This window comes from Streptosporangium subroseum, from assembly GCF_900188345.1.
GTDB classification, from domain to species: Bacteria; Actinomycetota; Actinomycetes; order Streptosporangiales; family Streptosporangiaceae; genus Streptosporangium; species Streptosporangium subroseum.
In genome coordinates this window covers 1-23,583 of sequence record NZ_FZOD01000063.1, presented here as the reverse complement: position 1 = coordinate 23,583, position 23,583 = coordinate 1, and the positions used below count along the sequence as shown (strand labels likewise).

The following is a 23,583-nucleotide window of genomic DNA, read 5'->3' as shown; positions in this document are numbered from 1 at the left end:
CGTACAAATATGTGTCTTCCGCGCCAGGTATTTCGAAGGATTGTTGAACAATTCTATAAGGGAATTGTGGATAATCGGGGTGAACGCAGATGCCCTCCATCCAAGGAGCGCAGGCGATGCGCAGACTCGGCACCATCATGGCGATCATCCTGCTGGCAGCGGTCCTGGGCTTTGCGATCCCCACCGCGATCGGAGCGATCACCGGTTTCGCGAGCACCCAGGCCGGCGAGGTCGCGGTCGTCCGGGACGGCGGTCTCTTCGACGACAACGGGGTCAGGCAGGTGCTCGATCCCGCGTCCGGGCTCACCTGGACCGGACTGTGGTCGGACATTCACCCCTATCCGGCCCAGCAGCGCTTTTACACCATCACCTCCGACCCCAAACGCGCCACCGCCCTCGGCGTCGACCTCGTCACGACTCCCAGCAGTGACGGCGTCAACCTGGGCATCGAGGGGACGCTCTACTTCACGCTCAACCTCGACCGGGAAACCCTGAAACGGTTCGACGACGGTTTCGGCACCCGCACCTTCCGCGGGCAGGACAACGAGTCCTACTACGCGTGGGAGGGAGACGCGGGATGGGCGGCCTTCTTCGGCCAGGCCGTCCGCCCGGTGATCGACAACGCGCTGCGCGTGCAGATCGGCGACCTGCGCTGCGCCGAGCTGGTGCCCTCCTGCGCGATGCTGGACAGCGGGGCGGAACTGGAGCCGAGGAGCAGCAACGCCAACGTCGCCAAGGTGCAGGCGGGGGTCAACGCCACGCTGGAGCGCGATCTCCCGCAGATGCTCGGCGGTGCCTTCCTCACCGGCCTGCGCTTCAACCTGGTCCGGGTGACCCTGCCCCAGGACGTCCAGCGGTCGGTGGACACCTCCCTCGCGGCGGCCGCGGGCGTCGCCGAGGCCCGGGCGAAGGTCGACCAGGCCAAGGCCGAGGCGGAGGCCAACCGTGCCAGGCAGAACGGTTACGACAAGTGCCCCGCCTGCGCCGAGATCGACAAGCTCAAGTCCCTCCCCCAGGGCATCACCGTCTACGCCCCCGGCAACCCCGACGCCGTCGTCGTCCCGAGCCGATAGACAGCCGGCCCGGTGCATTCGGAACATCAGAACCAGGCCGCTCAGGACAGCCCCGGTACGGCCCGGTCCGTGAACTGACGACAGCCCCGCTGATCTCCGTATAGTACGGACGCGAACCCCCCCGTCTGGAGGGTTCGCGTCCGTGGCTTGCTCAGGTCAGGACATCGTCCACTTCTGGTTCGCGGCGCCGGTGCAGCTCCACAGCTGGAGCCGGGCGCCGTCGGCGCTGGTGTTGCCGGTGACGTCCACGCACTTGTTCGCGGCGGGGTTCACCAGGTCCCTGGTCGCCGAGTTGTAGGTCCACTGCTGGTTGGGGCCGGCGAAACACGTCCACAGCTGGAGCTGGCTGCCGTTGGCCGTGCCGTTGCCGACGACGTCCAGGCACTTGCCGAGCACGCGGATCGTGCCGTCGCCGGGGCGGGTCCACTGCTGGGCGGTGGTGCCGTTGCAGGTGTAGAGCTGAACGGCGGTGCCGTCGGCGCTGCTGCCGCCGGCGACGTCCATGCACTTGCCGGCCAGACCGGTGACGGCGCCGCCCGTGCCGCCGGGGTTGCCGGGGTTGCCGGGGTTGCCGGTTCCGGGGGTGCCGCCCCAGGTGAAGGTGGCGGTGGTGCGGGCGGGCATGGAGTAGACGAAGGACTGGTTGCCCCAGTTGACCCGGACGGACTGGGCCGAGGTGCCGCGGTTGTGCGCGATCAGGGCCTTGGTGCCGTCGGAGTTGCGCCAGGCGACGTTCTGGATCGTGGCGTTGGCGGTGGAGTCGATCCGGAACGCCCCGGGCTTGACGAACTTCGTGAGGTGGCCGGTCGTGTAGTACTCGATGGTGTAGTCGACCTGGCCGGCGCGGGCGCCGCCCTCCTGAACGGTGATCAGGCCGGTGCAGACGTCGCAACCGCCGTTGTGCGGACCCATGCTCTGGTTGAGCGCGAGGCTCCACTTGACGAGGCTGCCGCTCCAGTTGCGGGCGTAGTTGACGATGTCGGAGAGATCCTCGTTGTGCTGGTTGCCGATCCAGGTGCCGCCCGAGTGCTCGGTGCTGAACTGGCGTACGGCCGGATACTGGTTGTGGACCTGCGTGCCGATCGCCGGGTCGCCGCCGTAGCCGTGCCAGGCGATGCCGCCGAACAGCGGGTCGTTGCGCACGGCCGCGTCGTTCAGCACGCCGGCGCCCATACCGGCGTAGTCGCCGTAGTTCCAGTCGTGGACGAGCACCTTGGTCGTGATGCCGGCGGCCCGGAAGGCCGGGTAGACGTGGTTCTTGGTGAGCTCGGCCAGCCCGGAGGAGTTCCAGCTCATGCCGGGGTAGCTCATCGCGGTCGGGTTACCCGCCTGGCAGCAGTTGGGCTCGTTCTGCACCGAGATGTAGTTCACCGGGATCCCGGCGGCCTGGTAGCTCTGGACGTACTTGACCAGGTACTGGGCGTACATGGGGTAGTACTCCGCCTTGAGCCAGCCCATCTGGTCCATCCGGCCGTTGTCCTTCATCCAGCCGGGGGCGCTCCACGGCACGCCCTTGACGCGCAGAGCCGGGTTGAGCGACTTGGCCTGCTGGGTGAGCAGGCGCACGTTGGTGTCGTAACCATTGGCGCCGAAGTCGTTGAGGTTGCAGCAGGTGTCGTCGAGGGAGACGTTGCCCGGACGGGAGAGGTCGGAGGCGCCGATCGGGTTGCGCACGAACGACAGGCCGATGCCGTCGACGGGGTCGAAGAGCTTGCGCATCACGGTGTCGCGGGTGGCCGCGCTGATCGGGCCGCCGCGCAGCAGGTAGGCGGTGGTGTCGGTGATCGAGGCTCCGCCGCCTTCGAACTGCTGGTAGGTGGTTCCCTCGTTGACGGTGATGGTCTGGTTGGCGCTGCCGCCGGCGGGACCGAAGGCGATCGGGGCCTGTTGCTGGAGACCTCGCGTGACGGTTCGGCCACCCGCGTCGGAGGTGGTGGTGAGCCAGATGTTCACGGACTCGCCCGCGGCGAGGGCAGGTGTGGCGGCGACAGGCCCCACCGCCCAGATGGCGGCGACGCAGGCGAGGGCGAGGGTGAGCGCCCGGCGAGGAGGTCGAGACAAGGCAGGGGTCCCTTCGGGGGGTGCGATTGGGCCCGCGACGTCCCAGGATGTTCGGATCAGGCCACGTGCCTCACCTGGGAGCCGTCACTGTAACGAATGTAACAGATAAGAAACTTACCTGTTACGGCATAGGACAACACAGGGTGAAATTAGTTGTCAAGGCCCAAATCCATGCACTTCACGCGCGAGCTGGGAGGTAACCGACAATGAAACAAATGAAACAAATGCTCAGCTGGGGACGGGACCCGTGGAGCCGCGAACGATCACGTCGGTCCCCAGGGAGACGTGCAACGCCTCCAGCGTGTGCCGGCTGAGCAGCCTTATCAGCAGCGTGACCGCCATCCGGCCCATCTCCTGCAGAGGCTGGCGCACCGTGGTCAGCATCGGCAGAGTCGCCCGGCTGAGGTCGATGTCGTCGAACCCCGCGACCGACAGATCGCCGGGGACGCTCAGACCGCGCTCGGCCGCCGCCCACAGCGCGCCGACCGCCATCTTGTCGTTGAACGCGACCAACGCCGTCGGCCGCTCGGGCAGATCGAGCAGCTCGCAGGCCGCGCGGTAGCCGTTCTCGGTGTTGGGCTCCAGCACGTTGCGTAGCAGCTCGGCCGACGGCAGGACGCCGACGTCGGCCAGCGACGCGGTGTATCCGGCCAGCCTGGCCTCGCTGGGCAGCCACTCCACGGGACCGCCCATGATGCCGACCCGGCGGTGGCCGAGCTCGACCACGTGCGCCATCAGCTTGCGCGCGCCCGCGAAGTGCGCGGCCGACACCGCCACGATGTTCTTGGGCAGCGGGGTCCTGGGATCGATGACCACGAAGGGGAACTGCCGGTCACGGAGCCGTACGAGCTCGTCGCCCGGCTCCGGGGGAAGGATCAGGATCGCACCCGCGATGTCGGAGCGGTCGGGCAGACCGGAGATCGCGGGGGTGTGCCGGCCCGACTCACCGGTGCCCAGGATCATCTGCCCGCCGTGCAGCTCGATGGTCTCACCGACCGAGGAGACGATGAGCCCGAAATAGTCGGTCAGCAGATAGGGGCAGCGCACGTAGATCGTGCCGCCGGCCATCGTCTCCTGCCCGGCGCGCGGCCGGGGCGCCTGATCTCCGAGGCGGCCGACGGCCTGGAGCACCAGCTCCCGGGTGTGCGGGGCGACATTGGCCTGCCCGTTCAGGACCCGCGAGATGGTGGCGATCGACAGGCCCGTCTCCGCCGCGACGTCGCGCACGGTCGCGCGCATCCCGGGCCTAGCCATCCGCGCCCCCTGCCAGCCGTATGCCTGCGGTCAGCATAACTACCGGCGGCATGCGTCGAGAGTCGCGGGGCGGACGAGCGTACGCCCCCCGGCAGGCCACCTCCTTACGAATTACGCGCACCACGCGGGCTGTCTGTCGGGTCGCTTCTTCGCGGACCGTGCGCACTATGCGGGCTGTCTGTTGCGGACCTGCGCACCACGCGGTCCGTCTGTCAGGTCACCTCTTTGCGGACCGTGCGCACCACACCGGCCGTCATCGGGATGACGATCCAGAAGATCATCGACACGGCCAGCCGGGCGGCGTCGCCACCGGTCATGGCGCCGGACATCAGGGCATCGGTGGTGGTGTTCAGGTCGAACCACTCGGCCAGGACCTCGCCGGTGGTACCGAGCCCCCTGACGACGCTCCACAGGACCGGGGTCGACAGGCAGATCACGATCGCGACCGGTGCGTTCAGGAGCAGCGTGCCCACGGCAAGCCCCTCCGCGACCACGAGAACGCCCGTCCCGGTCCAGCCCAGCAGGGCGAGAGGGTCGATCTCCCAGGTGGCCGGGACGCCCTGAACACCGGCGACGACGGCCGTCACCGGCACCGCGACCAGCATCGCGAACAGGGAGGCGAACACGGCCGTGATCAACGGCGGCAGGCACTTGGCCGCCAGCACCCGCCGTCGCCGGGGTTCGAGCGCGAACGTGGTCAGGGCGGTGCGGTGGCTCCATTCGCCCGTCACCGTAAGGATGCCGAGCACGGGCAGCAAGGTCCCGAAGCCGATTCCGGCGGCGCCGACCAGGGCGTGCAGTTGCGGACCGGAGACGACGCCGCGACCGATGACGGACGCGAGGGTCAGGGCGACCAGGGTCCCGGTCATGATCTTGCCGCTGCGCGTGTCGAAGAGTTTGCGGGTCTCGACCGCCAGCAGCCGGTGGAACGGGATCGGTGCCGGTGCCCGGTGGACGTCCGCGGTCTTCGGGCCGATGGTGTCGACGTCGTCCGTCGCGGTGTCGTCCGTGGACACGCCTGTGGTTTCGGGAGCGACGGTTTCGCTCGTGGCCATGCCGACGGTTTTGGGAGTGACGGTTTCGGTCATGCCGCACTCCGATCGGTGCTCGCGGTCAGTTCGAGGAAGGTCTGTTCGAGGCTCCGGCCCTGGCCGAGCTCGTCGACGGCGCCCTGGGCGAGGACGCGGCCGCGGCCGATCATCACGATGTGGTCGGCGACCTGCTCCACCTCGTGCAGCAGGTGCGAGCTGAGCAGCACCGCGCAACCCGAATCGGAGAGGTCACGGAGCAGCCCGCGCATCCACCGGATGCCCTGGGGGTCGAGACCGTTGGCGGGCTCGTCCAGGATGAGTACCCTGGGCCGGCCGAGGAGCGCGTGGCCGATGCCGAGCCGCTGCTTCATCCCGAGCGAGTAGCCGCCGAAGGTCCGCCGGCTCTCCCGGGCGGTCAGGCCGACCAGGTCGAGGACCTCGCCGACCCGCGACCTCGGCAGGCCGAGCGTCATCGCGCCCAGGGTCAGGATCTCCCGCCCGGTACGGCCGGGATGCTGGGCGCCGGCGTCGAGCAACGTGCCGACCTGGGAGGCCGGGCAGTCCAGCTCGGCGTACGGCCCGCCCAGCACGGTGGCCGAGCCCGAGGTGGCACGGGAGAGCCCGGTCAGGATACGCAGGGCCGTCGATTTTCCGGCTCCGTTGGGTCCGATGAACCCGGTGACGCTTCCTGGTTCGACGGCGAAGGACACGTCGTCGAGTACCTTCACTCCTCTGTAGACCTTGCTGACGTGGTGAAATTCGATCATTGATCCAGTCCACCGGATGTGAGGCCGCCGAGCATCGGACCCAGGTCGAGGGCTGCCGCGCGCAGGGTCAGGTCCGTCGCCCCGGTTCTAGACCCGCGGCCACCCGGATGTAGACCCAGGTCGCTAGGGCTCCGGTACCGTGGTCTTTAGGCTGTGAGCGTGGCCGACGACACGGAGTACCAGCCGCCCCTGGACCTGCAGGGCATCGCGCTGCGCTACCTGTACGCCGTGCTGCCGATGCTGTTCTACGGCATCATCCTGGTCGCGGCCGCAGGGAACCAGGAACGCGACGTTGTGCCGACACTGGTCGACGTGGGGCTCGGCGTGGTCGGGCTGGTCCTGATGCGATGGCGGCGTCGCCGGCCATGGCAGATCGCGCTGGCGACCGCCCTGCTGACCGTTTTCTCCGGTACGGCGGCCGGTCCCGCCTCCGTCGCGTACGTGTCCTTGTGTACGCATCGCCGGTGGCGTCAGTTGATCCCGATCGCGGTCGTGTCATGGCTGTGCACGGTGGCATTCGCCGTCCGGCACGGCAGCGACCAGGTGTCCGTCATCTCCGTGGTGAGCGGAACCCTCTTCCTCGGCGGGCTGACCGTCTTCGGCCTGTACCTTCGCGGCCGCCGTGACCTGGCCGCCTCCCAGCGACAGGCGGCACTGGCCGCGGAGCGCGAACAGTCGCAGCGGATCGAGCAGGCCAAGCTGGCGGAACGGGCCAAGATCGCCCTGGAGATGCACGATGTCCTGGCTCACCGGATCTCCCTGCTGTCGATGCTCGCCGGCGGCCTGGCGTACCGGACGGATCTCTCCGCCGAGGAGACCCGCGAGGTCGCGCTGGCGATCCAGGAGAACGCGCACCAGTCGCTGAACGAGCTACGCACCGTGCTCGGCGAGCTCCGGAGCGACGGCGCTCTGGAGGCCCCGCAGCCGACCCTGGCCCACGTGGATGCCCTGTTCGACGAGGTGCGCGCCGCCGGCCAGGAGGTCGAGGTGGACGACACCATCGACAACCGGGAACTGCTGCCGACGCAGACCGGGCGGCACGCGTACCGGATCGTGCAGGAGGCCCTGACCAATGCGCGCAAGCACGCGCCGGGCAGCCGGGTGGCGGCCGAGCTCGACGGGCGGCCGGGTGACGGCCTGCGGATTCGGGTGAGCAACCCGGCACCGGCCGGGACGTCCGCGGGTCCCGGCGGAAAACTGGGGCTGGTCGGCCTGGCCGAACGGACCCGGATGGCCGGCGGCACTCTCAGCCATGCCGTCCAGAACGGACGCTTCATCCTTGACGCCCGGCTGCCATGGGAGGCCTGACATCGTGACCCGACTGGTGATCGTGGACGACGACCCGATGGTTCGGACCGGGCTGCGCCTCATCCTCGGCGGCGAGCCCGACCTGGACCTCGTCGGCGAGGCCGGGGACGGGCGGAAGGCCATGGACGTGATCCGTGACCTGCGGCCCGATGTCGTGTTGATGGACATCCGGATGCCCAACCAGGACGGGCTGATCACCACCGAGCTGCTGCTGTCCCAGCCGGACCCGCCCCGGATCCTCATGCTCACCACCTTCAACGCCGACGACATGGTGCTGCGGGCTCTGCGACTCGGCGCCGACGGCTTCCTGCTGAAGGACACGCCGCCACCGAAGATGATCGAGGCGGTCCGCGCCGTGGCGAGGGGGGAGCCGGTGCTGTCGCCGAGTGTCACCCACCAGGTGATCGCCGCGGCCACCGGCAGGAACGAGCCGCGGCGTCCGGAGGCACGGCGTGAGCTGGCCAGGCTCACCGAACGCGAGCGCGAGGTCGCGATCGAGGTGGCCCGGGGCAGCTCGAACGCCGAAATCGCCGAACGCCTCTACATGAGCGTCGCGACCGTGAAGGCGAACATCACCCGGATCTTCGCCAAGCTGGGGACCGACAACCGGGTCCACGTCGCCATGAAGGTACGCGACGCCGATTTCCTCTGAACGCCGCCCAGCTTGTCGAAGGGCCGCGCCGAACGCCCGTCACGTGGGCGGAATCCGAAGTACAGCTCGTGTATCTGGAATGTGTTTTGGATATTTGCATTGCCGTATCTGATCTTTCTTACCATCCCAGTGTCCAAGCGGCGGAAGTGACGTGCATGGAGGAGATTGGCGATGCGAATCAAGAGACTCAGATCCGCGATGATCGCGGTGGTCGCGGGAATGGCGATGGCGGGAGTGGGTCTCGCCGGCGTCGCAAGCGCCGACACCCCCTCGCAGTTCACCGTGACGGGCGGGGCGATCCGCCCGGCGACCGGCACTCCGGTGCCCGCGTCGGGCACCCAGGCCTCGCTGTGGGGTAACTCCAGTTACGCCACCACGACGATTGACGGCTCCGGGCGGGTGGCGGTCGGCGCGATCGGCGACAACTGCGAGGGCTGGCCGACCATCCGCGTGACGGTGGACGGCAAGGTCGTCGGCACCTCCACCATCGTCAGCGCCACCAGTTATGGCACCTACCCGGTGGGCACGGCGGTCGGCGCGGGCCGGCACAACGTCAAGATCGAGCTCATCAACGACTTCCAGTCGGCGGCGTGCGACCGCAACGTCCATCTGGCCTATGCCCGGATGGAGACACCGGCCACCGTCGACACCAAGTTCAGCTTCGCCGTCATGCCCGACACCCAGCAGGAGGTCCTGAACGCGGGCGACACCCGCTTCCGGAACCGTACCGACTGGCTGGTCAGCAACAAGTCCGCGCTGGACCTCCGGTTCGTGACGCACTCCGGCGACGTCGTCAACTGGGACACCCCCGATCACTCGCAGTACGCGATCGCCCAGAACGCGATGCGGGCGCTCGAAACGGCGAAGGTGCCGTACTCGCTGGCGATCGGCAACCACGACACGCAGGCGACCGGTGTCGGCGGCTCGGCTCGTGACCCCGCCCACACCCGGGAGCTCGTCCGGGACACGACCGTTTTCAACCGCTACTTCACCGCGGCGCAGTACGGCGCCGTCAAGGGGCAGTTCGAGGCGGGCAAGGTCGACAACTCCTTCTCGACCTACGAGGCCGGCGGCGTGCAGTGGCTGGTGATGACCCTTGAGCTGTGGCCGCGGACCGAGGTGGTCAACTGGGCGAAGAACGTCGTCGCCGCCAACCCGCACCACAACGTCATCGTCGTCACGCACGACTACCTCGACGGGAACGGCAACATCGAGCAGAGCTCCGAGTACGGGGCCAACAGCGCGCAGTACCTGTTCGACAACTTGATCAAGCAGTACACCAACATCAAGTTCGTCTTCTCCGGACACGTCGGCATCGCGGGCAACCGGGTGGACACCGGCGTGCACGGGAACAAGATCTACTCGTTCCTGCAGACGTTCCACTCCAACTCCACCAACCCGGTGCGCCTGGTGGAGATCGACACCAAGGCCGACTCGCTGCGCACCTGGGTCTATGGGCCGTACAACAACCAGTCGTTCACCGAGTACGACCGCTCGCTCGCCGGCCTCGGCCTGGTGCGGTAGCGGATATCACCACGCGGCGACGGCGGGGCCCGGCCGGGGCCTCGTGGTCGCCGCGCCCGCTCGGAGCCCGATCGAGCGGGCCGGGTGCGGTCGACAGAGGGCGTCTTTGGTCAGGCCGGGACGGTCAGGGGCGCGGCCAGGTTCTGCTTGGCGATGCGGCTGCGTTCGTCGGCGATGATCTCCGCCACGTTGGAGGTGATCCCCTCCAGGGCGGTGGAGACGACCATGACCGGGTCGACCTTGTTCTCCGGGTCGACGTACGAGGCCATGTCGGTGTCCATGTAGCCGACGTGCAGACTGGAGACGTGGATGCCCCGCGGGGCCAGCTGCTGCCGGACCGCGTCGGTCATCGCCCACTCCGCGGCCTTCGCGGCGCTGTAGGCGCCGTAGTCCGGCGGGTGCACCCACGAGAGTATGGACAGCACGTTGAGGATCGCACCGCCGCCGTTGGACTCGATGACCGGCGCGAACGCACGCGTCACGCCGAGGGAGCCGAAGTAGTGGGTCTCCATCTCGAGGCGGATCTGGTCGAAGTCGCCGTCGATCAGCGATGAGTGGGTGGAAATGCCCGCGTTGTTGATCAGCAGGGTCACGTCGGTCGCGACCTGAGCGGCCTTCGCCACCGATTCCGGCCTGGTGATGTCCAGCCGCAGCGGTATCGCGCCGGGCACGTCGACCGCCTCGGGGTTGCGCGCGGCGGCGTACACCTTCGCGCCGCGTTCGATCAACTGCGTGACGAAGTGCCGGCCGAGCCCGCGGTTGCCGCCGGTCACCACCGCCACAGAGTTCTCGATCTTCATGCTGTTCCTCCCGCACTGGAGTCAGGAGCGGCACCGAACGCGATACGGGCGCTCCGCCGGCCTGATCGCCGGTTCTCCATACGGGCTCGGCAGGATGGGTCGCCAGGAGGGACGGGGTTTCGGCCTACTCCCGGTCACAACATCTACAACGTGGGACAGGGACGGTTCAACGTCGGGAAAACTGGCATTTTGCCGAACGCGACTCCGAATATTAAGACCGCAACACCCGGCCCCCTTCCGGCGTTGAGGCGGCCGTCACGCTGCGACTCGCCGGCCGGAACGGCGGTCGCCGGGCACCCCGGCGGCGGGGCCGGTCAGGTCCCCCCGGCCCCGCCGTCCCGCGTCCCGGTCGCCCGCCGCGCGCAGGATCAGCTACGGGTGAGATCCATGATCCAGTTGGTTGTCCAGGTCTCTCCCTCGTCGGTTGAGAAGGCCTGTTCCCAGCGGGCGGAATCCTCCGTGGCGCCCGACCAGACGAAGCGCACCCGGACCTCCTTGCCCGCGTGGGTGTCGTCCCCGTAGAACTCGCCCCGGCCACCGGTGAAGCGGCCGATGACCGGCGGGAACAGTTTGCCGGTGCGACTGCTGGACCAGTACAGGGACCACTGCTCGCGCTCGGTGTCGTACAGCCGCAGGGTGAGCCCGGTGAAGCCCTTGGTGGGGAACTCGATCTCGTCGAAGTTCGCTCCGCCTTCGAAGTGCCGGGAGGCGCGGCTGACGGCGGGGAACTCCTCCCATTCGCTCGTTTCGTCGAGGAAGTCCGTACGCCACCGGTTGGCGACGTTCCAGGTGCCGGTGAGGAAGTCGAAGTCGTTCATGAGCGGTCTCCTGTGGTGCCCTCGGGGAGCGAGTCGGCGAGGTAGGCGTCGAGGTCGGGGGAGTCGGGCGCGAGCATGTGCCGTACCCAGGCGTCGCGTTCGTGGAGGATGGGCGGCAGTTCCCAGACGCAGCCGATCAGCGACCGGTCCAGCCGGACGAAGTGCGTGGGATCGCCGTCCGGGCAGCCCAGCACCGGCTGGCCCGCCGCCGCCCCGCCGAAGTGCAGGACGTTGTCCCACGCCCAGCTATACGCGTTGATATAGGCCCCGTCGTCCCCGCCCCGGTGGAGGACCACGAAGGTGGCCGGCGGTGTGCCGTCCGGCTCGGGCAGAAGCTCGGGCAGGATCGCGTACGCGGCCTTCTCGACGCCGGGATCGATACCGGCGGGGTCGGCGGTGACGTGATAGCGCTTGACGCGGCGGCCGCCCACCTCGATCGGGTGCGGCACCCGCAGCAGTTTCTCCGTGAAAGCCATGGCTGGACCGTAGGGCCACTTCACTGACATCTTGTGTCAGTGAAGTCGAGCCGTCTTCTCTCGATCCTCCTGCTGCTCCAGACCAGGGGCCGGATGACCGCCGCCGGGCTCGCCGAGGAGCTGGAGGTGTCGGTGCGGACCGTCTACCGCGACATCGAGTCGCTGCACGCGGCGGGCATACCGCTCTACGGGGACGCAGGGCACTCCGGCGGCTACCGGTTGCTCGCCGGCTACCGCACCCGGCTCACCGGGATGAACGCCGGCGAGGCGGAGGCGCTCTTCCTCTCCGGCATCCCGGGACCCGCCGCCGAGCTCGGGCTCGGTTCGGTCCTCGCGACCGCCCAGCTCAAACTGCGTGCGGCGCTCCCGCCCGAGCTGCGCGCGCAGGCCGACCGGATGCGCTCCCGCTTCCATCTCGACGCGCCCGGCTGGTACGCGGAGGACGACGACGTCCCGCATCTGCCGCAGGTCGCCGACGCGGTGTGGCACAGCCGGGTGCTCGACATCCGCTACCGCCGCTGGAAGGAGCCGACCGACGTCGACCGGCGCCTGGAGCCGTACGGCCTGGTGCTCAAGGCGGGCCGCTGGTACATCGTCGCGGGACCCGGCCCGGGGCCGCGCACGTACCGGGTCGACCAGATCCTCGAACTCGCCGTACGGGACGAGGAGTTCCAGCCTCCCGAGGACTTCGACCTGGCCGGCTACTGGCGGCGCTACCAGGCGGACTTCCACGCCCGCCTGTACGCGGGCGAGGCGGTGGTCCGCCTCTCGCCCCGAGCCGCGTCCCGCCTCAGGGGAGCGGCCGCCCGGGCGCTGACCGGCACCGGAACCACCGAGCCGGACGGCTGGATCCGCGCGGTGCTCCCCATCGAGTCGCTCGACCACGCCCACGGGACGTTCCTCGCCCTGGGCGCGGACGTCGAGGTTCTCGGGCCGCCGGAACTGCGGGCCCGCCTCGCCGAGACCTCCCGCGCCCTGGCGGCCCGCTACGCCTCCGCCTGACGCGCTCCACACCCCCTGGGCCACCGGCGCCGTATCCGTCTGCCGGGCTCGATGAACGGTCACCGTCAGGTGATCACGCCCGGGCGGCTGCCGGGCCGACTCCCGGCGGTATCGATGAGTTTGAGCGATTTGCGAATTATGTTCCCTACTGCACTTAATCGCATTAATGCGAAGGCCGAGACTGGTTGACGGGGATCTCATCCCTTTTAATTTGAATTCGTGAAATGCGGCGGTGAGCTGGTGGAAGGTCCTACATCGGGTAGTTGATCGCCAAAGTTGCTCGCATGGGTCCTCTGGAAGCGGGCATTCTTCCCCGCGCCCCCCGAGGGAGGACCGCGACCGGGCAGTGGTCCTCGGTCTTGGAGGGGCAGACAGGAGCGCATCCTCAATGCCCCCGTTGGTTCCACATCAAGCCCGATGGAGAACATGGTGACGCCAGGAAACTCTGATGAGCCGAACGAATTGTTGTCGAGCGGGTCGGGAGGGCCACGCCGACGCATCCCACGCCCATTCGTCTTCGCCACCGCCGTCGTGCTGGTGGCGTCGGGCGGTATCGGGATGTCCGCGGCGTCAGCGGCATCCCCGACGCCCATCCCGACGGACCCGGAGACACCGGTTCCCAGCGTGACGGTGACCGAGACGCCCACCGAGACTCCCGTACCGACGCTCACTCCGACCCCGACCCCGACTCCGACCACTCCGGCGGTACCACCCCGCGTCCCCCCGCTGGCGTTCCCCGGCACGCTGCACGGCGAGCTCGTCCTGCCGGCGAAGGACGGCTGCGGCTTCACGGTGTTCGCCCAGACAGGGGAGGCGACCGTTCTGGCGCAGGACTCGATCACGGTGAAAAGCCAGGACGGCTTCGAGAAGGTGTACGCGATCAGCGACACCACCCGCACCCTCACCGGCCGGCGGGGTAACGAGGTCAGGCAGGGCGACTGGGTGACGGTGACCGCCACGACCGTGGGCGAGACGGCGACGGTCGCCTACGTCTTCGATCTGTCGCGGCCCAACAGGAGCTTCTGGCGCGGCGACAGCTGGTTGTCCTCCAAGCAGTGGCGGCCGGGCACCCGGTGGCGCACTCCCGCCATCTGCCCCACCCCGCCCGTCCCGACGCCCACGGACCTTCCGACGCCGCCCCCGGAGACCCCGATCCCCACGGACCTTCCGACGCCGCCCACGGAGACCCCGGACCCCACAGATCTCCCGACGCCGCCCACGGAAACGCCGGGCCCCACAGATCTCCCGACGCCGCCCACGGAAACGCCGGGCCCCACAGAGACTCCGGACCCCACAGAGACCCCGGAGCCCACGGAGACCCCGACGACGCCGACCTCCGGGCCGACCCCGGAGTGACGCCCGTTCCGGCTCCACCTCTCTGAATTCGTTCCCTTCGAGCGCTTTCACGACGACCGCGGTACGGGGCATCCCCCCGGCCGCGGTCGTTTCCGTCAGGACGGCGGGCGCTCCCAGATGCTCCCCGCGTCGTCGCCGAAGCCGGCGGAGATCACTGCTTGGCGTTGAAGACGATCTCGACTCGCCGGTTCCTCGCCCGGTTCTCCTTCACGGGCTTTCCCTGGACGATGTTGGGCAGCTTGGGGCGTCTCTCGCCGTAGCCACTGGCCTGGAGGGTCACGTCCGGCAGCTTCCCCTGGAGGGCCTGCCGTACGGCCTGCGCCCGCTTGAGGGAGAGCGCGTCGTTGTAGGCGTCGCTGCCCTGGTCGTCGGTGTGCCCCTCGATCCTGACCGCCCCGCCCACGGACTCGGCCCGCACCTTCGCGACGACCCGCTGCAGCCGCTGCCGTGCCTGCGGCGTCAGCACGGCCCTGTCCAGCGCGAACAGCACGTCGCTGGTGAGCCCCACGGTGATCTCCTCGCCCCTCTTGGACTCGCTCTCCGTGCCGTCCATGGACTCGGTCTCGGGGACGATGTCCTCGACGGGGAACACCAGATCCTCGACGGTGAAGGCCGCGTCGACCGGGGCGGTGCCGGGCGGGGATGTGGGATCGGCCCGGGCGGTCTGGCCGGACCCGACCATCAGGGCGACCGTGACCAGGATCGCCGCGGTCCGCTCAGGAGATCGGGACATCGGTGAACACCCCCAGGTTGGGGAACTCGACGTTGACCTTCGTGACATCGGCGGGCGGCGCTCCGTAGACCGCGTACAGCTCAAGCGAGCTGCCGCCCTTGATGGTCTCGCTGCCATTGCTGCACACGCACTTGGCGTCCTCGTCGGTGCCGTTGCGGGCGACGCGGTAGCGCCTGCCGTTGACCGGGTCGATCAACGAGACACCCGAGACGGTGATATCCAGGCCTGCGCTGCTCAGGCGGGAGCCCAGGTACCAGGTGTCGGTGCGCTCGTCGAGGTTGGCGACGGTCCAGGTCAGCGTGGCGATCTTTCCCTGCCGCCTGAGGCCGGTGATGTCGACGCGCAGGTTGCTGCCCCCGTGCGAGACCTTGCGGCTGGCGATCGCCCCGAGCTCTTCGGCCGCGGCGGTTACCTTGACCATGGCGGCCGGCTCCTCCGTCTGCGGCTGAGGGACCGCCTGCGGCGGGGAGACAGCCTGCGACTGGGAGGCGGCCTGCCTCTCCTCACCGCCGCCGCCCTGCCGGTCCGGCAGAATCCCGCAGCCTGTCAGCACGGCCACCAGTACGACCGCCGTCACGGGCGTGATCCCTCTTCGCATCCCGTCCCACCTCTGCCTCTCGTGGATCGAATCGAGCACGACCGTAGGCGAGTCACCTTCAGGATCCGCATAGTGCGCTATATGCGCAGGCCACGCCGCCGCCGCGCCTCGTTGGCGAGCTCTTCGGCCCTGGCGAGACCTCGCCGGTCGCCGAGAGCGTTGAACTCTCCCACAGCACGTGTCACGGCATCAACCGCCCCATCCACCTCATCAAGGTCGAGGAAGGCCGCGGCCAGGGTCAGCGACGCCTGCGCGGCGCCCCCGCGGTCCGCGTACTCGCGGAACGTCCCGAGCGCCTCCTCGGCGGCCCCGCGGGCGACGTCGGGCCGGCCCTCCGCCAGGGCCACCCTGGCCAGGACCACCAGCCCCGCGGCCTCGGGCAGTCGATCTCCCAGCCGCCTGACCAGGCCGAGGCCGCGTTCGGCCCGCTGACGCGCCTCGGAAGGCCGCCGCTGGTCCACATGGAGCCCGGCGAGGTCGAACGAGACGGCCGCCTCGCCGCGCGGATCGCCCAACTCGCGGTAGGCCTCCAGACTCCTGACGAGCAGGTCTTCGGCGCGCCGCAACCCGCCGAGGGCGCGCAGCGCGTCGGCCCTGCCCCGCTGGTCGCCCGCCGCCGAGAACGCGGCCAGGCAGGCCACGAAGCAGGCCCCCGCTTCCGACAACCGCCCCTGGGCGAGGTGGACCAGGCCGAGGCGGTGCCGGATGCGGGCCACCTCGCCCGCCTCCGCCAGCGGAAGCGCCCGGTGGAGGGCTTCGGCCGCCTCCGTGAGACGTCCCTCCGCGCGGTGCAGATCGGCCAGGGACCGCAGCAGCAGCACCTCACCGTGGCGGTGGCCCATGCGCCGCGCGGACCGCAGGCCGAGATCCACGGTCTGGCGCCAGTCCTCGCGGTGCGCGCCGAGCTCGAAGAAGGGTGTCAGGTAGAAGGCCAGCCGCCAGGCCGCCTCGTCCAGGCCGGTCCGCTGGAAGTCGGCGACGGTCGCGACCAGGAACCCCCGTTCGACGGCCAGCCGGCGGGCCGACTCCCTCAGCTGCGTGGTCTCCAGGGCGATGGCCTGCTCCGCCGTACGAACCAGGGTCTGGCCCGAGCCGGGCTCGGCGGGCAGGAGCAGCGCCCTGGCCCGGCGGGTGCGGTCGAGAATCTCCCGGGCGGCGGCGGCGAGCGCCCGGGCGGGCGGACCCTCCTCATCGGCCAGGCGCTCGGCGGCGTAGAGCCTGGTCAGGTCGTGCCAGCCATACCTCTCCTGGCCGGTCGCGTCGAGCCCGCGCGCCTGCAGCAGGCCCGCCTCGGCCAGTGACTCCAGCAGCCGGTCGGCGGGTGCGCCGAGGACGGCGGCGGCCGCCCACGGGGCGAAGTCGGGCGCGGACAGCGCGCCGAGGCGGCGCAGCAGCAGGCGTTCGGGGTCCGAGAGCGCGCGGTAGCCGAGCGCCAGGCTGCTCCGCACGGTCAGATCTCCCGCGCTGAGCTCGTCGAGACGGACGCGCTCGTCCTCCAGGCGTCCCGCCAGGTGCTCCAGCGTCCAGCTCGGTCGCCGCGCCAGTCTGGACCCCGCGATCCTGAGCGCCAGCGGCAGCCCGCCGCACAGCATCGCGATCCGCGCGGCCGCCTGCGGCTCGGCCCGGACGCGCCGCTCACCCGCCACCCTGGCCAGCATCGCCACGGACTCTCCGGGATCGAACACGCCGATCTCGCAGGCGCGCGCGGCCTCCAGCCCGGACAGCGGCGAGCGGCTGGTCACCAGCGTCAGGCAGCCGGGCCCGGTGGGCAGCAGCGGGCGGACCTGGGCCTCGTCCGCCGCGTCGTCCAGCACCACCAGCAGCCGCCGCCCGCTCACCATGCTGCGGTAGAGGCGGATCCGTTCGTCCAGGTCGGCGAGTACGGCTCCCTCCGGGCACCCGAGCGAGCGCAGCAGGTCCTCCAGCATCGCGCCCGGCGTCCTGGCCCTCAGCGAGGCGTAAAGCCGTCCGTCGGGGAAGTCGAGCGCGGTGGCCGCGTGGATCGCCACCGCGGACTTGCCCGATCCCGCCGGACCGTGCAGCACCAGGTGGACGGGAGGGGTCCCCGCGGGGGGCACGGACCGGCGGATCCAGTCCAGCACGCGCTCGCGTCCGGTGAAGTCGACGATGTCGGGCGGCGTCTCGTTCGGCACGGTCCGCGAGGGCGCTCCTCCCGACAGCACGCGCTCATGCGCCTCCCGCAGCTCGGCCCCCGGTTCGAGGCCGAGCTCGTCGACCAGCAGCCGCCGCACCTCCCGGTAGGCGCCCAGCGCCTCCGACCGGCGTCCCACCTGGTCGAGCGCCAGCATGAGCTGCCCCCATGCCCGCTCCCGCAACGGGTGGGCCGCCACGAGCGCGCGCAGCTCCCCGGCCACCTCCCCGCCACGGCCGAGCGCCAGATCCAGCGCGACGCGCTCCTCAAGCGCGGTCAGCCGCAGCTCCTCCAGCGGTACGGCATGCGCCCGCCGCAGCTCGCCCGAGTCGATGCCGGCCAGCGCGGGCCCTCGCCAGAGTGCCAGGGCGGCACGCAGGTCGTCGGCCGCCTCGGCGGTCCTGCCGGCGTCCCTGGTCCGCCGGCCCGCGGCCACCAGGCGCTCGAACCTGTACGCGTCCACCTGGTCGGGATCGACGTCGAGGAGATAGCCGCCTGGCACGGTGCGGATCCCGTCCACCACCTTGCGCAGCGCGCTCACGTATACCCGGAGCACCGCCTCGGCCGATGCGGGCGGCTCCTCGCCCCACACCTCGGCGATCAGCCGGTCGACGGTCAGCGGCCGTCCCGGTCGCAGCAGCAGGGCGGCCAGCAACGTGCGGTGCTTGGCGGGACCGGGCGTCAGGTCGTGCTCGCCCTCAAGGACCCGCAACGGTCCCAGCACGTCGAACCGCACCGCTCAGCCCTCCGCCGGGCGGACGTCGAACGAGCGGAACCTGACCCGGAGGGGCTTGGCCGTGTCCGGCGCCGCGTAGACGCCGACGGACCCCGGAGCGTAGGGGCTCCGCGTGTCGACGGCCTCGCTCACCAGGCCGTCGTTGAGCCACATGCTCAGGGCGACCCGCTCGCCCCGCTGTGCGCACTGGGCGACGACGCGGCTGTCGGCCGACCTCTTCACCTGCACGGGCCCGTACAGGACGGTGCCCTGACCGCCGTGCCGCTTGGTGATCGAGGCCTTTCCCGTGCCGGTGACCGCGAACTCGTAGCGGTCGCCGGTGTCCTCGTCGCCGTGGCACCACACGCCGACTTCCCCCGAGCCCCGCTCCAGCCGCATGTCGGAGCTGATCACGATGTCCTGGGCGGGCTCGACCGACAGGGGAGCCGACTTCCACAGCCGCCAGCCGGGGTTCGCGGTCAGCAGGTAGGCCCCGCCGTCCTGCTCGGTTCTGCCGCCGGCGGACGTGCCGATCGCCCAGGATCGGGAGAAGTCCGCGTGGTAGGGCAGCGCCGGCGCGCGGAAGAGGGCGTAGGCGGCCCACCCAGCCGCCGACGCCGTCACGAGCGCGGCGGCGCCGGCGATCCACGGCCACCGCCGCCGGGTCCCCGCGGGCCGCGTCCCGGGCATGGCCGATGGCTCGGGCATGGCCGATGGCTCGGGCATGGCCGATGGCTCGGGCGTATCCGGCCGTTCGGGCATGGCCGATGGTCCGGGCGTATCCGGCCGTTCGGGCATGGCCGGTGTCTCGGGTGTGCTCAGCCCTTTGGGTACGGCCGGTGGCTCGGGCGTGTCAGCCCACCTGAGCGCGCCCGGCGCACGGGCGACGGCCAGGGTGTGTTCGACGACCTGGGTGGCCGTCGCCAGGGTCGGCCTACCGCCGACCAGTTCGTCCAGCAACCGCTGGGCGCTCGGCCGCCGCGAGGGATCCTTGGCCATGGCCCGTTCGACGACGGCGCGCATGGTCTCGTCGAGACCGTCGAGGTTCGGCCCCTCGTTGACGATCCGGTAGAGGACCTCGGACGGCGAGCCGCCGCCGAACGGCAACCGTCCCGTGCCGGCGAACGCGATCACCCCGCCCCACGCGTAGACGTCGGTCGCGGGCGTCAGCGGTTCGGCGCGCACCTGCTCGGGCGCCATGAACGCCGGCGTGCCCAGAATCGACTGGCTGGCCAGGCTCTGACTGTCGACGAGCTGCGCGATGCCGAAGTCGATCACGCGCGGGCCGAGCGGCGACAGCAGCACGTTCGACGGCTTGAGGTCGCGGTGGATCACCCCTGCCCCGTGGATGGCGTGGAGCGCCGTGGCGATCCCGACCGCGAGCGCCTCCAGGTCGGCGCCGGTCAGCGGCCCCTGATCGCGTACGGCCTGCGCCAGATCGGGCCCCTTCACGTACTCGGTGACGAGGTAGGCGACGCCTCCCTCGATCCCGGCGTCGAGCACGGGAGCGGTGCAGAACCTGGCCACGCTGCGCGCCGCGGCGACCTCGCGGTCGAAGCGCCGCCGGAAGGCCGGATCGCCGGCCAGTTGCGGATGGATCACCTTCACCGCGGCCAGGCCGCCGGCCGGGGTGGTGGCGAGGTGGACCACACCCATGCCGCCCCGGCCCAGCTCCCGCCTGAGCACGTATCCGCCGATCACGTTCATCGAAGTCACCTTACGGTTGAACGCTTATTTCGCGGACAAAAGCCTCAATCTCATGCGGCTTATCGCCGGGGCCGGTACGTCGACGCCGCCGGAAGAGGGCTGCCATGCAGGTCGCCGGGTCGAACGAAGGCCGGCGGCTCTGCCGGCGGGCGAGAGTGATCCGCGTCTCCGGGATTGCGGGCCTCCGGGGTCGTGAGGCACACATTCCAAAGACATCCTTGACATTTTTATATTCCAAAGACATCTTTGGAATATGCGCGTCACCGACCCCAGGGCCCTTCGGGCTCTCACCCATCCTTTGCGGCTGGATCTGCTGGAACTGCTGGCGGTGATAGGCCCGGCCACCGCCGCCACCTGTGCGCGGCATCTCAAGGTCAGCCAGGCCAGCTGCTCCTTCCACCTTCGCCAGCTGTCCAAGTACGGCTTCGTCGAGCAGCTGAGCGGAAAGGACCGGCGCGAGCGCCCGTGGCAGCTCACCTCCATCGAGCAGAGCTGGTCCTCGGTGGAGGGCGGGGTGGCCGGCGACGAGTTGGAGCGGGTCTTCGTCGAGCGTGAGGCCGACCGGATCACACGATGGGCCGAGTCCAATTCCGACGAACCCGAAGACTGGCGCCGGGCCTCGTTCCTCGGAGGGATGACCCTGCCGGTGGATGTCGAAGAACTGAACCTGATCGCCGAGCAACTCCTCGCAGTGCTCCGGCCCTATACCGAGCGCCTCACCCATCCCGAGTCCTGGCCGGACGACGCCCGGCTGGTGCGCATTTTTCTGAGCGCCACACCGACGGCGGGCGAGGACGCGGGAGAGCTGAGCGCGGAACTCAAGGAACGTCACTCGTAACCAGGCTCGACAGAGATCGACAGAGGAGCACGGTGATGTTGAAGCTGTTGGCCCAGCGGCAGGTCAGGTTGTTTCTGCTCGCGGACACCTTTTCCAACTTCGGTAGTTCCGCGTTGTGGCTGGCGCTCGCCATCGCGGTCCAGGAGCTCACCCGCAGCGCGAGCTCGGCCGGCCTGGTCATGTTCGCGTTCGCCCTGGGAAGCCTGTTCCTCCCGGTGTCGGGCCTGATCGTGGACCGGGTACGACGGCGTCCGCTGCTGATCGCCGTCAACCTGCTGACTCCCGTACTGCTGCTGCCGCTCATCCTGGTCACCGAGCAGGACCGGATCTGGGTGGTCTACCTGGTGATGTTCGCCTACGGCGTGTCGGGCAGCCTCAGCGGGCCCGCCCAGGCGGCTCTCCTGCCCAGGCTGGTTCCCGAGGAGTTACTGGGCGACGCGAACGGGGCACTGCAGACGATTCGCGGACTGCTGAGGATCGTCGCCCCGATGGCGGGCGCCGGGCTCTACGCCTGGCACGGGGCCAACGTTCTCGTGGCGATCGACATCGTCACGTTTCTGGTGGCGGCGGCCATACTGCTGGCGATAAAGGTGGACGAGCCCGCCCCGCAGCCGTCCGAGCAGCACTGGGTGGCCGAGGTCGGCTCCGGGATCCGTTACATCGCGAAGACCCGCATGCTTCGGCAGCTTGTGCTGACCTGTGGCCTGGCCATGCTGGCGATCGGGTTCTACGAGTCCATCGGGTTCGTGGTCGTCACCGTGGGCCTGGGCCATGAGCCGTCATATGTCGGTGTGCTGGGCTCGGCGATGGGCGTCGGGACCGTGGTCGGAGGCGCCACGGCGAGCGGCGTGATGCGCAGGACGGGGGAGAGCCTTCTGGTCGCCTGGGGCCTGGTCGCCTGCGCGGTGTGCAGCGCGATGTTGACGACGCCGTACGACGCGGTTGTGGTGGCGGGCATGTTCCTGCTGGGTGTCACCGTCCCCTGGATGGTCGTCGGCGTGTCGGTCGCCATCCAGCGCGCCACTCCGGTCGAGCTCCTCGGACGGAGCTTCGCGGCGTTCGAACTGAGCGTCACGGTGCCGCAGACGGCTTCCATGGCGGTGGGGGCCGGCCTGATCGCCGTCCTGGACTACCGGCTGTTGCTGCTGGTCATCACCGTTGTCGGGATGCTCGCGGCCGGTTACCTCTTCATCCGGCGTCCCGTTCCGGGAGCCGATGAGCTCTCGCGGGAACAGACCGGCGGGCCTGCGCCGCAGCCTGGGGAAGAGCCCGGCCACGAGGCAGATCATGAAGCGCTGGAGCCCTCCAAGCTCTGAGATCTCACGTCGCTATCGTCTCGGTGAGGGCGTTGAAGCGGGCCAGCATCTGGGCCAGCGACCGCACGTCCTCCTCCGGCCAGGTGGCGAGCAGGGCGTAGAAGCGGTCCTGGCGTGCCACCCGTGCGCGGTCGAACCGCTGGCGTCCCTCCTCGGTCAGATTCAGGAGGTGGGCGCGGCCGTCCAGGGGATCGGGCTCGCGCCCGATCAGCCCCAGCTCCTCCAGCACCTTCAGCTGGCGGCTGACGGTCGCCTTGCCGACACCGAAGTAGGCGGCCAGGTCGCTGGAACGCGCCGGCGCCGCCTCCACGATGCGCCCCAGGATCCCGTAGGCGCCGGGCTCCAGCTCGGGGTGCACCGTACGCCCCACCTGCGCGGACAGCGCACGCGAACGCCGGAAGAGGACGCCGAGCTGTTGCTCGAGCGCACAGTAGGCTTCGTGCTCGTCGGCGGGGATTGCTGCCGTTTCCACCTCGGTCATCATGATCCTCTCCCTTCGTTTTCGGGTACCGGCGATCACCGGTCGGTTTGGGGTGTTGATGGTCGGGCCACTCGGCCGGGAGCCGGCCGGGCCACTCGGCGGAGCCGGTCGTCCTCCACACAGTGGAAACGATCAGGCCTCCGGCGCGAGTTCCCCCTGGATCGCCTGGATGTCCAGCTCGACCTTCAAGGTTGCCCCGATCAGCGAGATCCCGGCCTGCACCACCTGGTTGTAGTTCATCGCGAAATCCTCGCGGCGCAGCTCGGTGACGGCGCGGAACGCGGCACGCAGGCCACCCCACGGGTCGGGGCTCGTGCCGAGGTAGGTGAGGTCGAGATCGACCGATCGGGTGATGCCGCTCATCGTCAGGACACCGTACAGCTTCCACCGGTCCGGACCTGTGACGGACAGCCCGATGCTCCGGTAGGAGATCGTCGGATGCGACTCGACGCCGAGGAAGTCGGCCGAGCGCAGGTGGTCGTCGCGCGTGCCGTTGCCCGTGGTGATCGACGCCGCGTTGATCTCGGCCGCGACGCTGGACGTCTCGGCGGTCGCGCCGACGTCGATCCGGCCGGAGAACCCGGTGAACCTTCCCTGCACGCTGGACAGCCCGAGGTGCTGCGCGGTCGCGGCCACCTTCGAATGAGCGGGATCGATGGTCCACACGCCGGGCGGCGGCAGTTCCACACCGCCCTGCCGGGCGAGCACGAGGACGCCCAGCTCGGCGGTGCCGGACGTGGTCGCGATCGCCGTCGAGGCGATGGGTGAGTAGCCGACCGCGGTGACGACGACGGTGTAGACGCCGGGCGCCAGCGGAGCGGTCATCACCGCGCCCTCGGCGTCCGCCTCGGCCCGCACGACCTGGTTGCCGTACCCGTCGGTCACGGTGATGATCGCGTGCTGTACCGCCCAGCCGTCTTT

At 69.9% G+C, this 23,583-nt stretch carries 21 protein-coding genes; 8 read left to right on the top strand and 13 right to left on the bottom strand.

Annotated elements, in window-relative coordinates; genetic code table 11:
• The first annotated feature begins 116 nt into the window (after positions 1-116).
• Positions 117-1,073: an SPFH domain-containing protein gene (locus tag CHC08_RS38310; RefSeq protein ID WP_245878822.1), complete on the top strand. Its 957-nt coding sequence runs from the start codon at positions 117-119 to the stop codon at positions 1,071-1,073.
• Positions 1,074-1,229: 156 nt separating this feature from the next.
• Here CHC08_RS38310 and CHC08_RS38305 read toward each other — a convergent pair whose 3' ends face one another.
• The 4 genes from CHC08_RS38305 to CHC08_RS38290 form a co-directional block, all read right to left on the bottom strand.
• Positions 1,230-3,134, bottom strand: a complete 1,905-nt coding sequence (locus CHC08_RS38305; protein ID WP_179282452.1) for a ricin-type beta-trefoil lectin domain protein — start codon at positions 3,132-3,134, stop codon at positions 1,230-1,232.
• 228 nt (positions 3,135-3,362) lie between these two features.
• A complete protein-coding gene (locus CHC08_RS38300) occupies positions 3,363-4,388 on the bottom strand; it encodes a LacI family DNA-binding transcriptional regulator (RefSeq protein WP_089212285.1) in 1,026 nt (341 codons plus the stop codon).
• A gap of 212 nt (positions 4,389-4,600) precedes the next feature.
• A complete protein-coding gene (locus tag CHC08_RS38295) occupies positions 4,601-5,476 on the bottom strand; it encodes a hypothetical protein (protein ID WP_089212284.1) in 876 nt (291 codons plus the stop codon).
• Positions 5,473-6,186: an ABC transporter ATP-binding protein gene (locus CHC08_RS38290; protein WP_089212283.1), complete on the bottom strand. Its 714-nt coding sequence runs from the start codon at positions 6,184-6,186 to the stop codon at positions 5,473-5,475. The genes CHC08_RS38295 and CHC08_RS38290 overlap by 4 nt, the downstream gene beginning before the upstream one ends.
• Positions 6,187-6,345: 159 nt before the next feature.
• Between CHC08_RS38290 and CHC08_RS38285 the strand changes: the two genes are divergently transcribed.
• The 3 genes from CHC08_RS38285 to CHC08_RS38275 all read left to right on the top strand — a co-directional run bounded on the left by CHC08_RS38285 (position 6,346) and on the right by CHC08_RS38275 (position 9,670).
• Positions 6,346-7,494: a sensor histidine kinase gene (locus CHC08_RS38285; protein ID WP_089212282.1), complete on the top strand. Its 1,149-nt coding sequence runs from the start codon at positions 6,346-6,348 to the stop codon at positions 7,492-7,494.
• A gap of 4 nt (positions 7,495-7,498) precedes the next feature.
• Positions 7,499-8,146: a response regulator gene (locus CHC08_RS38280; RefSeq protein WP_245878821.1), complete on the top strand. Its 648-nt coding sequence runs from the start codon at positions 7,499-7,501 to the stop codon at positions 8,144-8,146.
• 171 nt (positions 8,147-8,317) lie between these two features.
• Positions 8,318-9,670 (top strand): carbohydrate-binding domain-containing protein, encoded by a 1,353-nt coding sequence (locus CHC08_RS38275; protein WP_089212280.1) that lies wholly within the window; start codon positions 8,318-8,320, stop codon positions 9,668-9,670.
• A 110-nt stretch (positions 9,671-9,780) separates the two neighbouring features.
• Here CHC08_RS38275 and CHC08_RS38270 read toward each other — a convergent pair whose 3' ends face one another.
• The 3 genes from CHC08_RS38270 to CHC08_RS38260 all read right to left on the bottom strand — a co-directional run bounded on the left by CHC08_RS38270 (position 9,781) and on the right by CHC08_RS38260 (position 11,764).
• Positions 9,781-10,470, bottom strand: coding sequence for an SDR family oxidoreductase (locus CHC08_RS38270; RefSeq protein ID WP_089212279.1), 690 nt, complete (start codon positions 10,468-10,470; stop codon positions 9,781-9,783).
• 368 nt (positions 10,471-10,838) lie between these two features.
• A complete protein-coding gene (locus tag CHC08_RS38265) occupies positions 10,839-11,288 on the bottom strand; it encodes a hypothetical protein (protein WP_089212278.1) in 450 nt (149 codons plus the stop codon).
• A complete protein-coding gene (locus CHC08_RS38260) occupies positions 11,285-11,764 on the bottom strand; it encodes a hypothetical protein (RefSeq protein ID WP_089212277.1) in 480 nt (159 codons plus the stop codon). Before CHC08_RS38260 ends, CHC08_RS38265 begins: the two co-directional genes overlap by 4 nt.
• Before the next feature lie 39 nt (positions 11,765-11,803).
• Here CHC08_RS38260 and CHC08_RS38255 point away from each other — a divergent pair, with 39 nt between their 5' ends.
• Together CHC08_RS38255 and CHC08_RS50030 are read left to right on the top strand one after the other, a co-directional pair.
• A complete protein-coding gene (locus tag CHC08_RS38255; protein ID WP_089212276.1) occupies positions 11,804-12,766 on the top strand; it encodes a helix-turn-helix transcriptional regulator in 963 nt (320 codons plus the stop codon).
• Positions 12,767-13,390: 624 nt separating this feature from the next.
• On the top strand, positions 13,391-14,122 hold the full coding sequence (locus CHC08_RS50030; protein ID WP_179282451.1) for a hypothetical protein: 732 nt from the start codon (positions 13,391-13,393) through the stop codon (positions 14,120-14,122).
• A gap of 151 nt (positions 14,123-14,273) precedes the next feature.
• Here CHC08_RS50030 and CHC08_RS38245 read toward each other — a convergent pair whose 3' ends face one another.
• From CHC08_RS38245 to CHC08_RS50950, 4 genes are all read right to left on the bottom strand, one after another.
• Positions 14,274-14,855 carry an OmpA family protein gene (locus CHC08_RS38245; protein ID WP_089212275.1) on the bottom strand — a complete coding sequence of 194 codons (582 nt, stop codon included), beginning with the start codon at positions 14,853-14,855 and terminating at the stop codon, positions 14,274-14,276.
• The gene (locus tag CHC08_RS38240; RefSeq protein WP_245878820.1) at positions 14,839-15,432 is read right to left on the bottom strand and encodes a hypothetical protein; all 594 of its coding nucleotides are present in this window, start codon (positions 15,430-15,432) and stop codon (positions 14,839-14,841) included. The genes CHC08_RS38245 and CHC08_RS38240 overlap by 17 nt, the downstream gene beginning before the upstream one ends.
• Positions 15,433-15,530: 98 nt before the next feature.
• Positions 15,531-18,341 (bottom strand): AfsR/SARP family transcriptional regulator, encoded by a 2,811-nt coding sequence (locus CHC08_RS38235; RefSeq protein ID WP_089212274.1) that lies wholly within the window; start codon positions 18,339-18,341, stop codon positions 15,531-15,533.
• Positions 18,342-18,344: 3 nt separating this feature from the next.
• Positions 18,345-20,027, bottom strand: coding sequence for a serine/threonine-protein kinase (locus tag CHC08_RS50950; RefSeq protein WP_218825689.1), 1,683 nt, complete (start codon positions 20,025-20,027; stop codon positions 18,345-18,347).
• 253 nt (positions 20,028-20,280) lie between these two features.
• On the opposite strand from CHC08_RS50950, the gene CHC08_RS38225 reads away from it, so the two are divergent.
• Both CHC08_RS38225 and CHC08_RS38220 read left to right on the top strand, forming a co-directional pair.
• Complete coding sequence (locus CHC08_RS38225) at positions 20,281-20,865, top strand: winged helix-turn-helix domain-containing protein (RefSeq protein WP_089212273.1); 585 nt, start codon at positions 20,281-20,283, stop codon at positions 20,863-20,865.
• Positions 20,866-20,900: 35 nt separating this feature from the next.
• Complete coding sequence (locus CHC08_RS38220; RefSeq protein ID WP_179282450.1) at positions 20,901-22,181, top strand: MFS transporter; 1,281 nt, start codon at positions 20,901-20,903, stop codon at positions 22,179-22,181.
• Positions 22,182-22,185: 4 nt separating this feature from the next.
• On the opposite strand, the gene CHC08_RS38215 is transcribed toward CHC08_RS38220, so the two are convergent.
• Positions 22,186-22,653 carry a MarR family winged helix-turn-helix transcriptional regulator gene (locus tag CHC08_RS38215; RefSeq protein WP_245878819.1) on the bottom strand — a complete coding sequence of 156 codons (468 nt, stop codon included), beginning with the start codon at positions 22,651-22,653 and terminating at the stop codon, positions 22,186-22,188.
• 141 nt (positions 22,654-22,794) lie between these two features.
• On the bottom strand, positions 22,795-23,583 hold a 789-nt coding region (locus CHC08_RS38210; protein ID WP_143653515.1), incomplete at its 5' end, for a YceI family protein.

Excerpts from the sequence above, each read along its gene's own strand:
- CHC08_RS50950 (WP_218825689.1), bottom strand. The coding sequence starts at position 20,027 with ATGAACGTGATCGGCGGATACGTGCTCAGGCGGGAGCTGGGCCGGGGC.
- CHC08_RS38220 (WP_179282450.1), top strand. The coding sequence starts at position 20,901 with ATGTTGAAGCTGTTGGCCCAGCGGCAGGTCAGGTTGTTTCTGCTCGCG.
- CHC08_RS38265 (WP_089212278.1), bottom strand. The coding sequence starts at position 11,288 with ATGAACGACTTCGACTTCCTCACCGGCACCTGGAACGTCGCCAACCGG.
- CHC08_RS38310 (WP_245878822.1), top strand. The coding sequence starts at position 117 with ATGCGCAGACTCGGCACCATCATGGCGATCATCCTGCTGGCAGCGGTC.
- CHC08_RS38245 (WP_089212275.1), bottom strand. The coding sequence starts at position 14,855 with ATGTCCCGATCTCCTGAGCGGACCGCGGCGATCCTGGTCACGGTCGCC.
- CHC08_RS38260 (WP_089212277.1), bottom strand. The coding sequence starts at position 11,764 with ATGGCTTTCACGGAGAAACTGCTGCGGGTGCCGCACCCGATCGAGGTG.
- CHC08_RS38270 (WP_089212279.1), bottom strand. The coding sequence starts at position 10,470 with ATGAAGATCGAGAACTCTGTGGCGGTGGTGACCGGCGGCAACCGCGGG.
- CHC08_RS38295 (WP_089212284.1), bottom strand. The coding sequence starts at position 5,476 with ATGACCGAAACCGTCACTCCCAAAACCGTCGGCATGGCCACGAGCGAA.
- CHC08_RS38290 (WP_089212283.1), bottom strand. The coding sequence starts at position 6,186 with ATGATCGAATTTCACCACGTCAGCAAGGTCTACAGAGGAGTGAAGGTA.
- CHC08_RS38225 (WP_089212273.1), top strand. The coding sequence starts at position 20,281 with ATGCGCGTCACCGACCCCAGGGCCCTTCGGGCTCTCACCCATCCTTTG.
- CHC08_RS38275 (WP_089212280.1), top strand. The coding sequence starts at position 8,318 with ATGCGAATCAAGAGACTCAGATCCGCGATGATCGCGGTGGTCGCGGGA.
- CHC08_RS38300 (WP_089212285.1), bottom strand. The coding sequence starts at position 4,388 with ATGGCTAGGCCCGGGATGCGCGCGACCGTGCGCGACGTCGCGGCGGAG.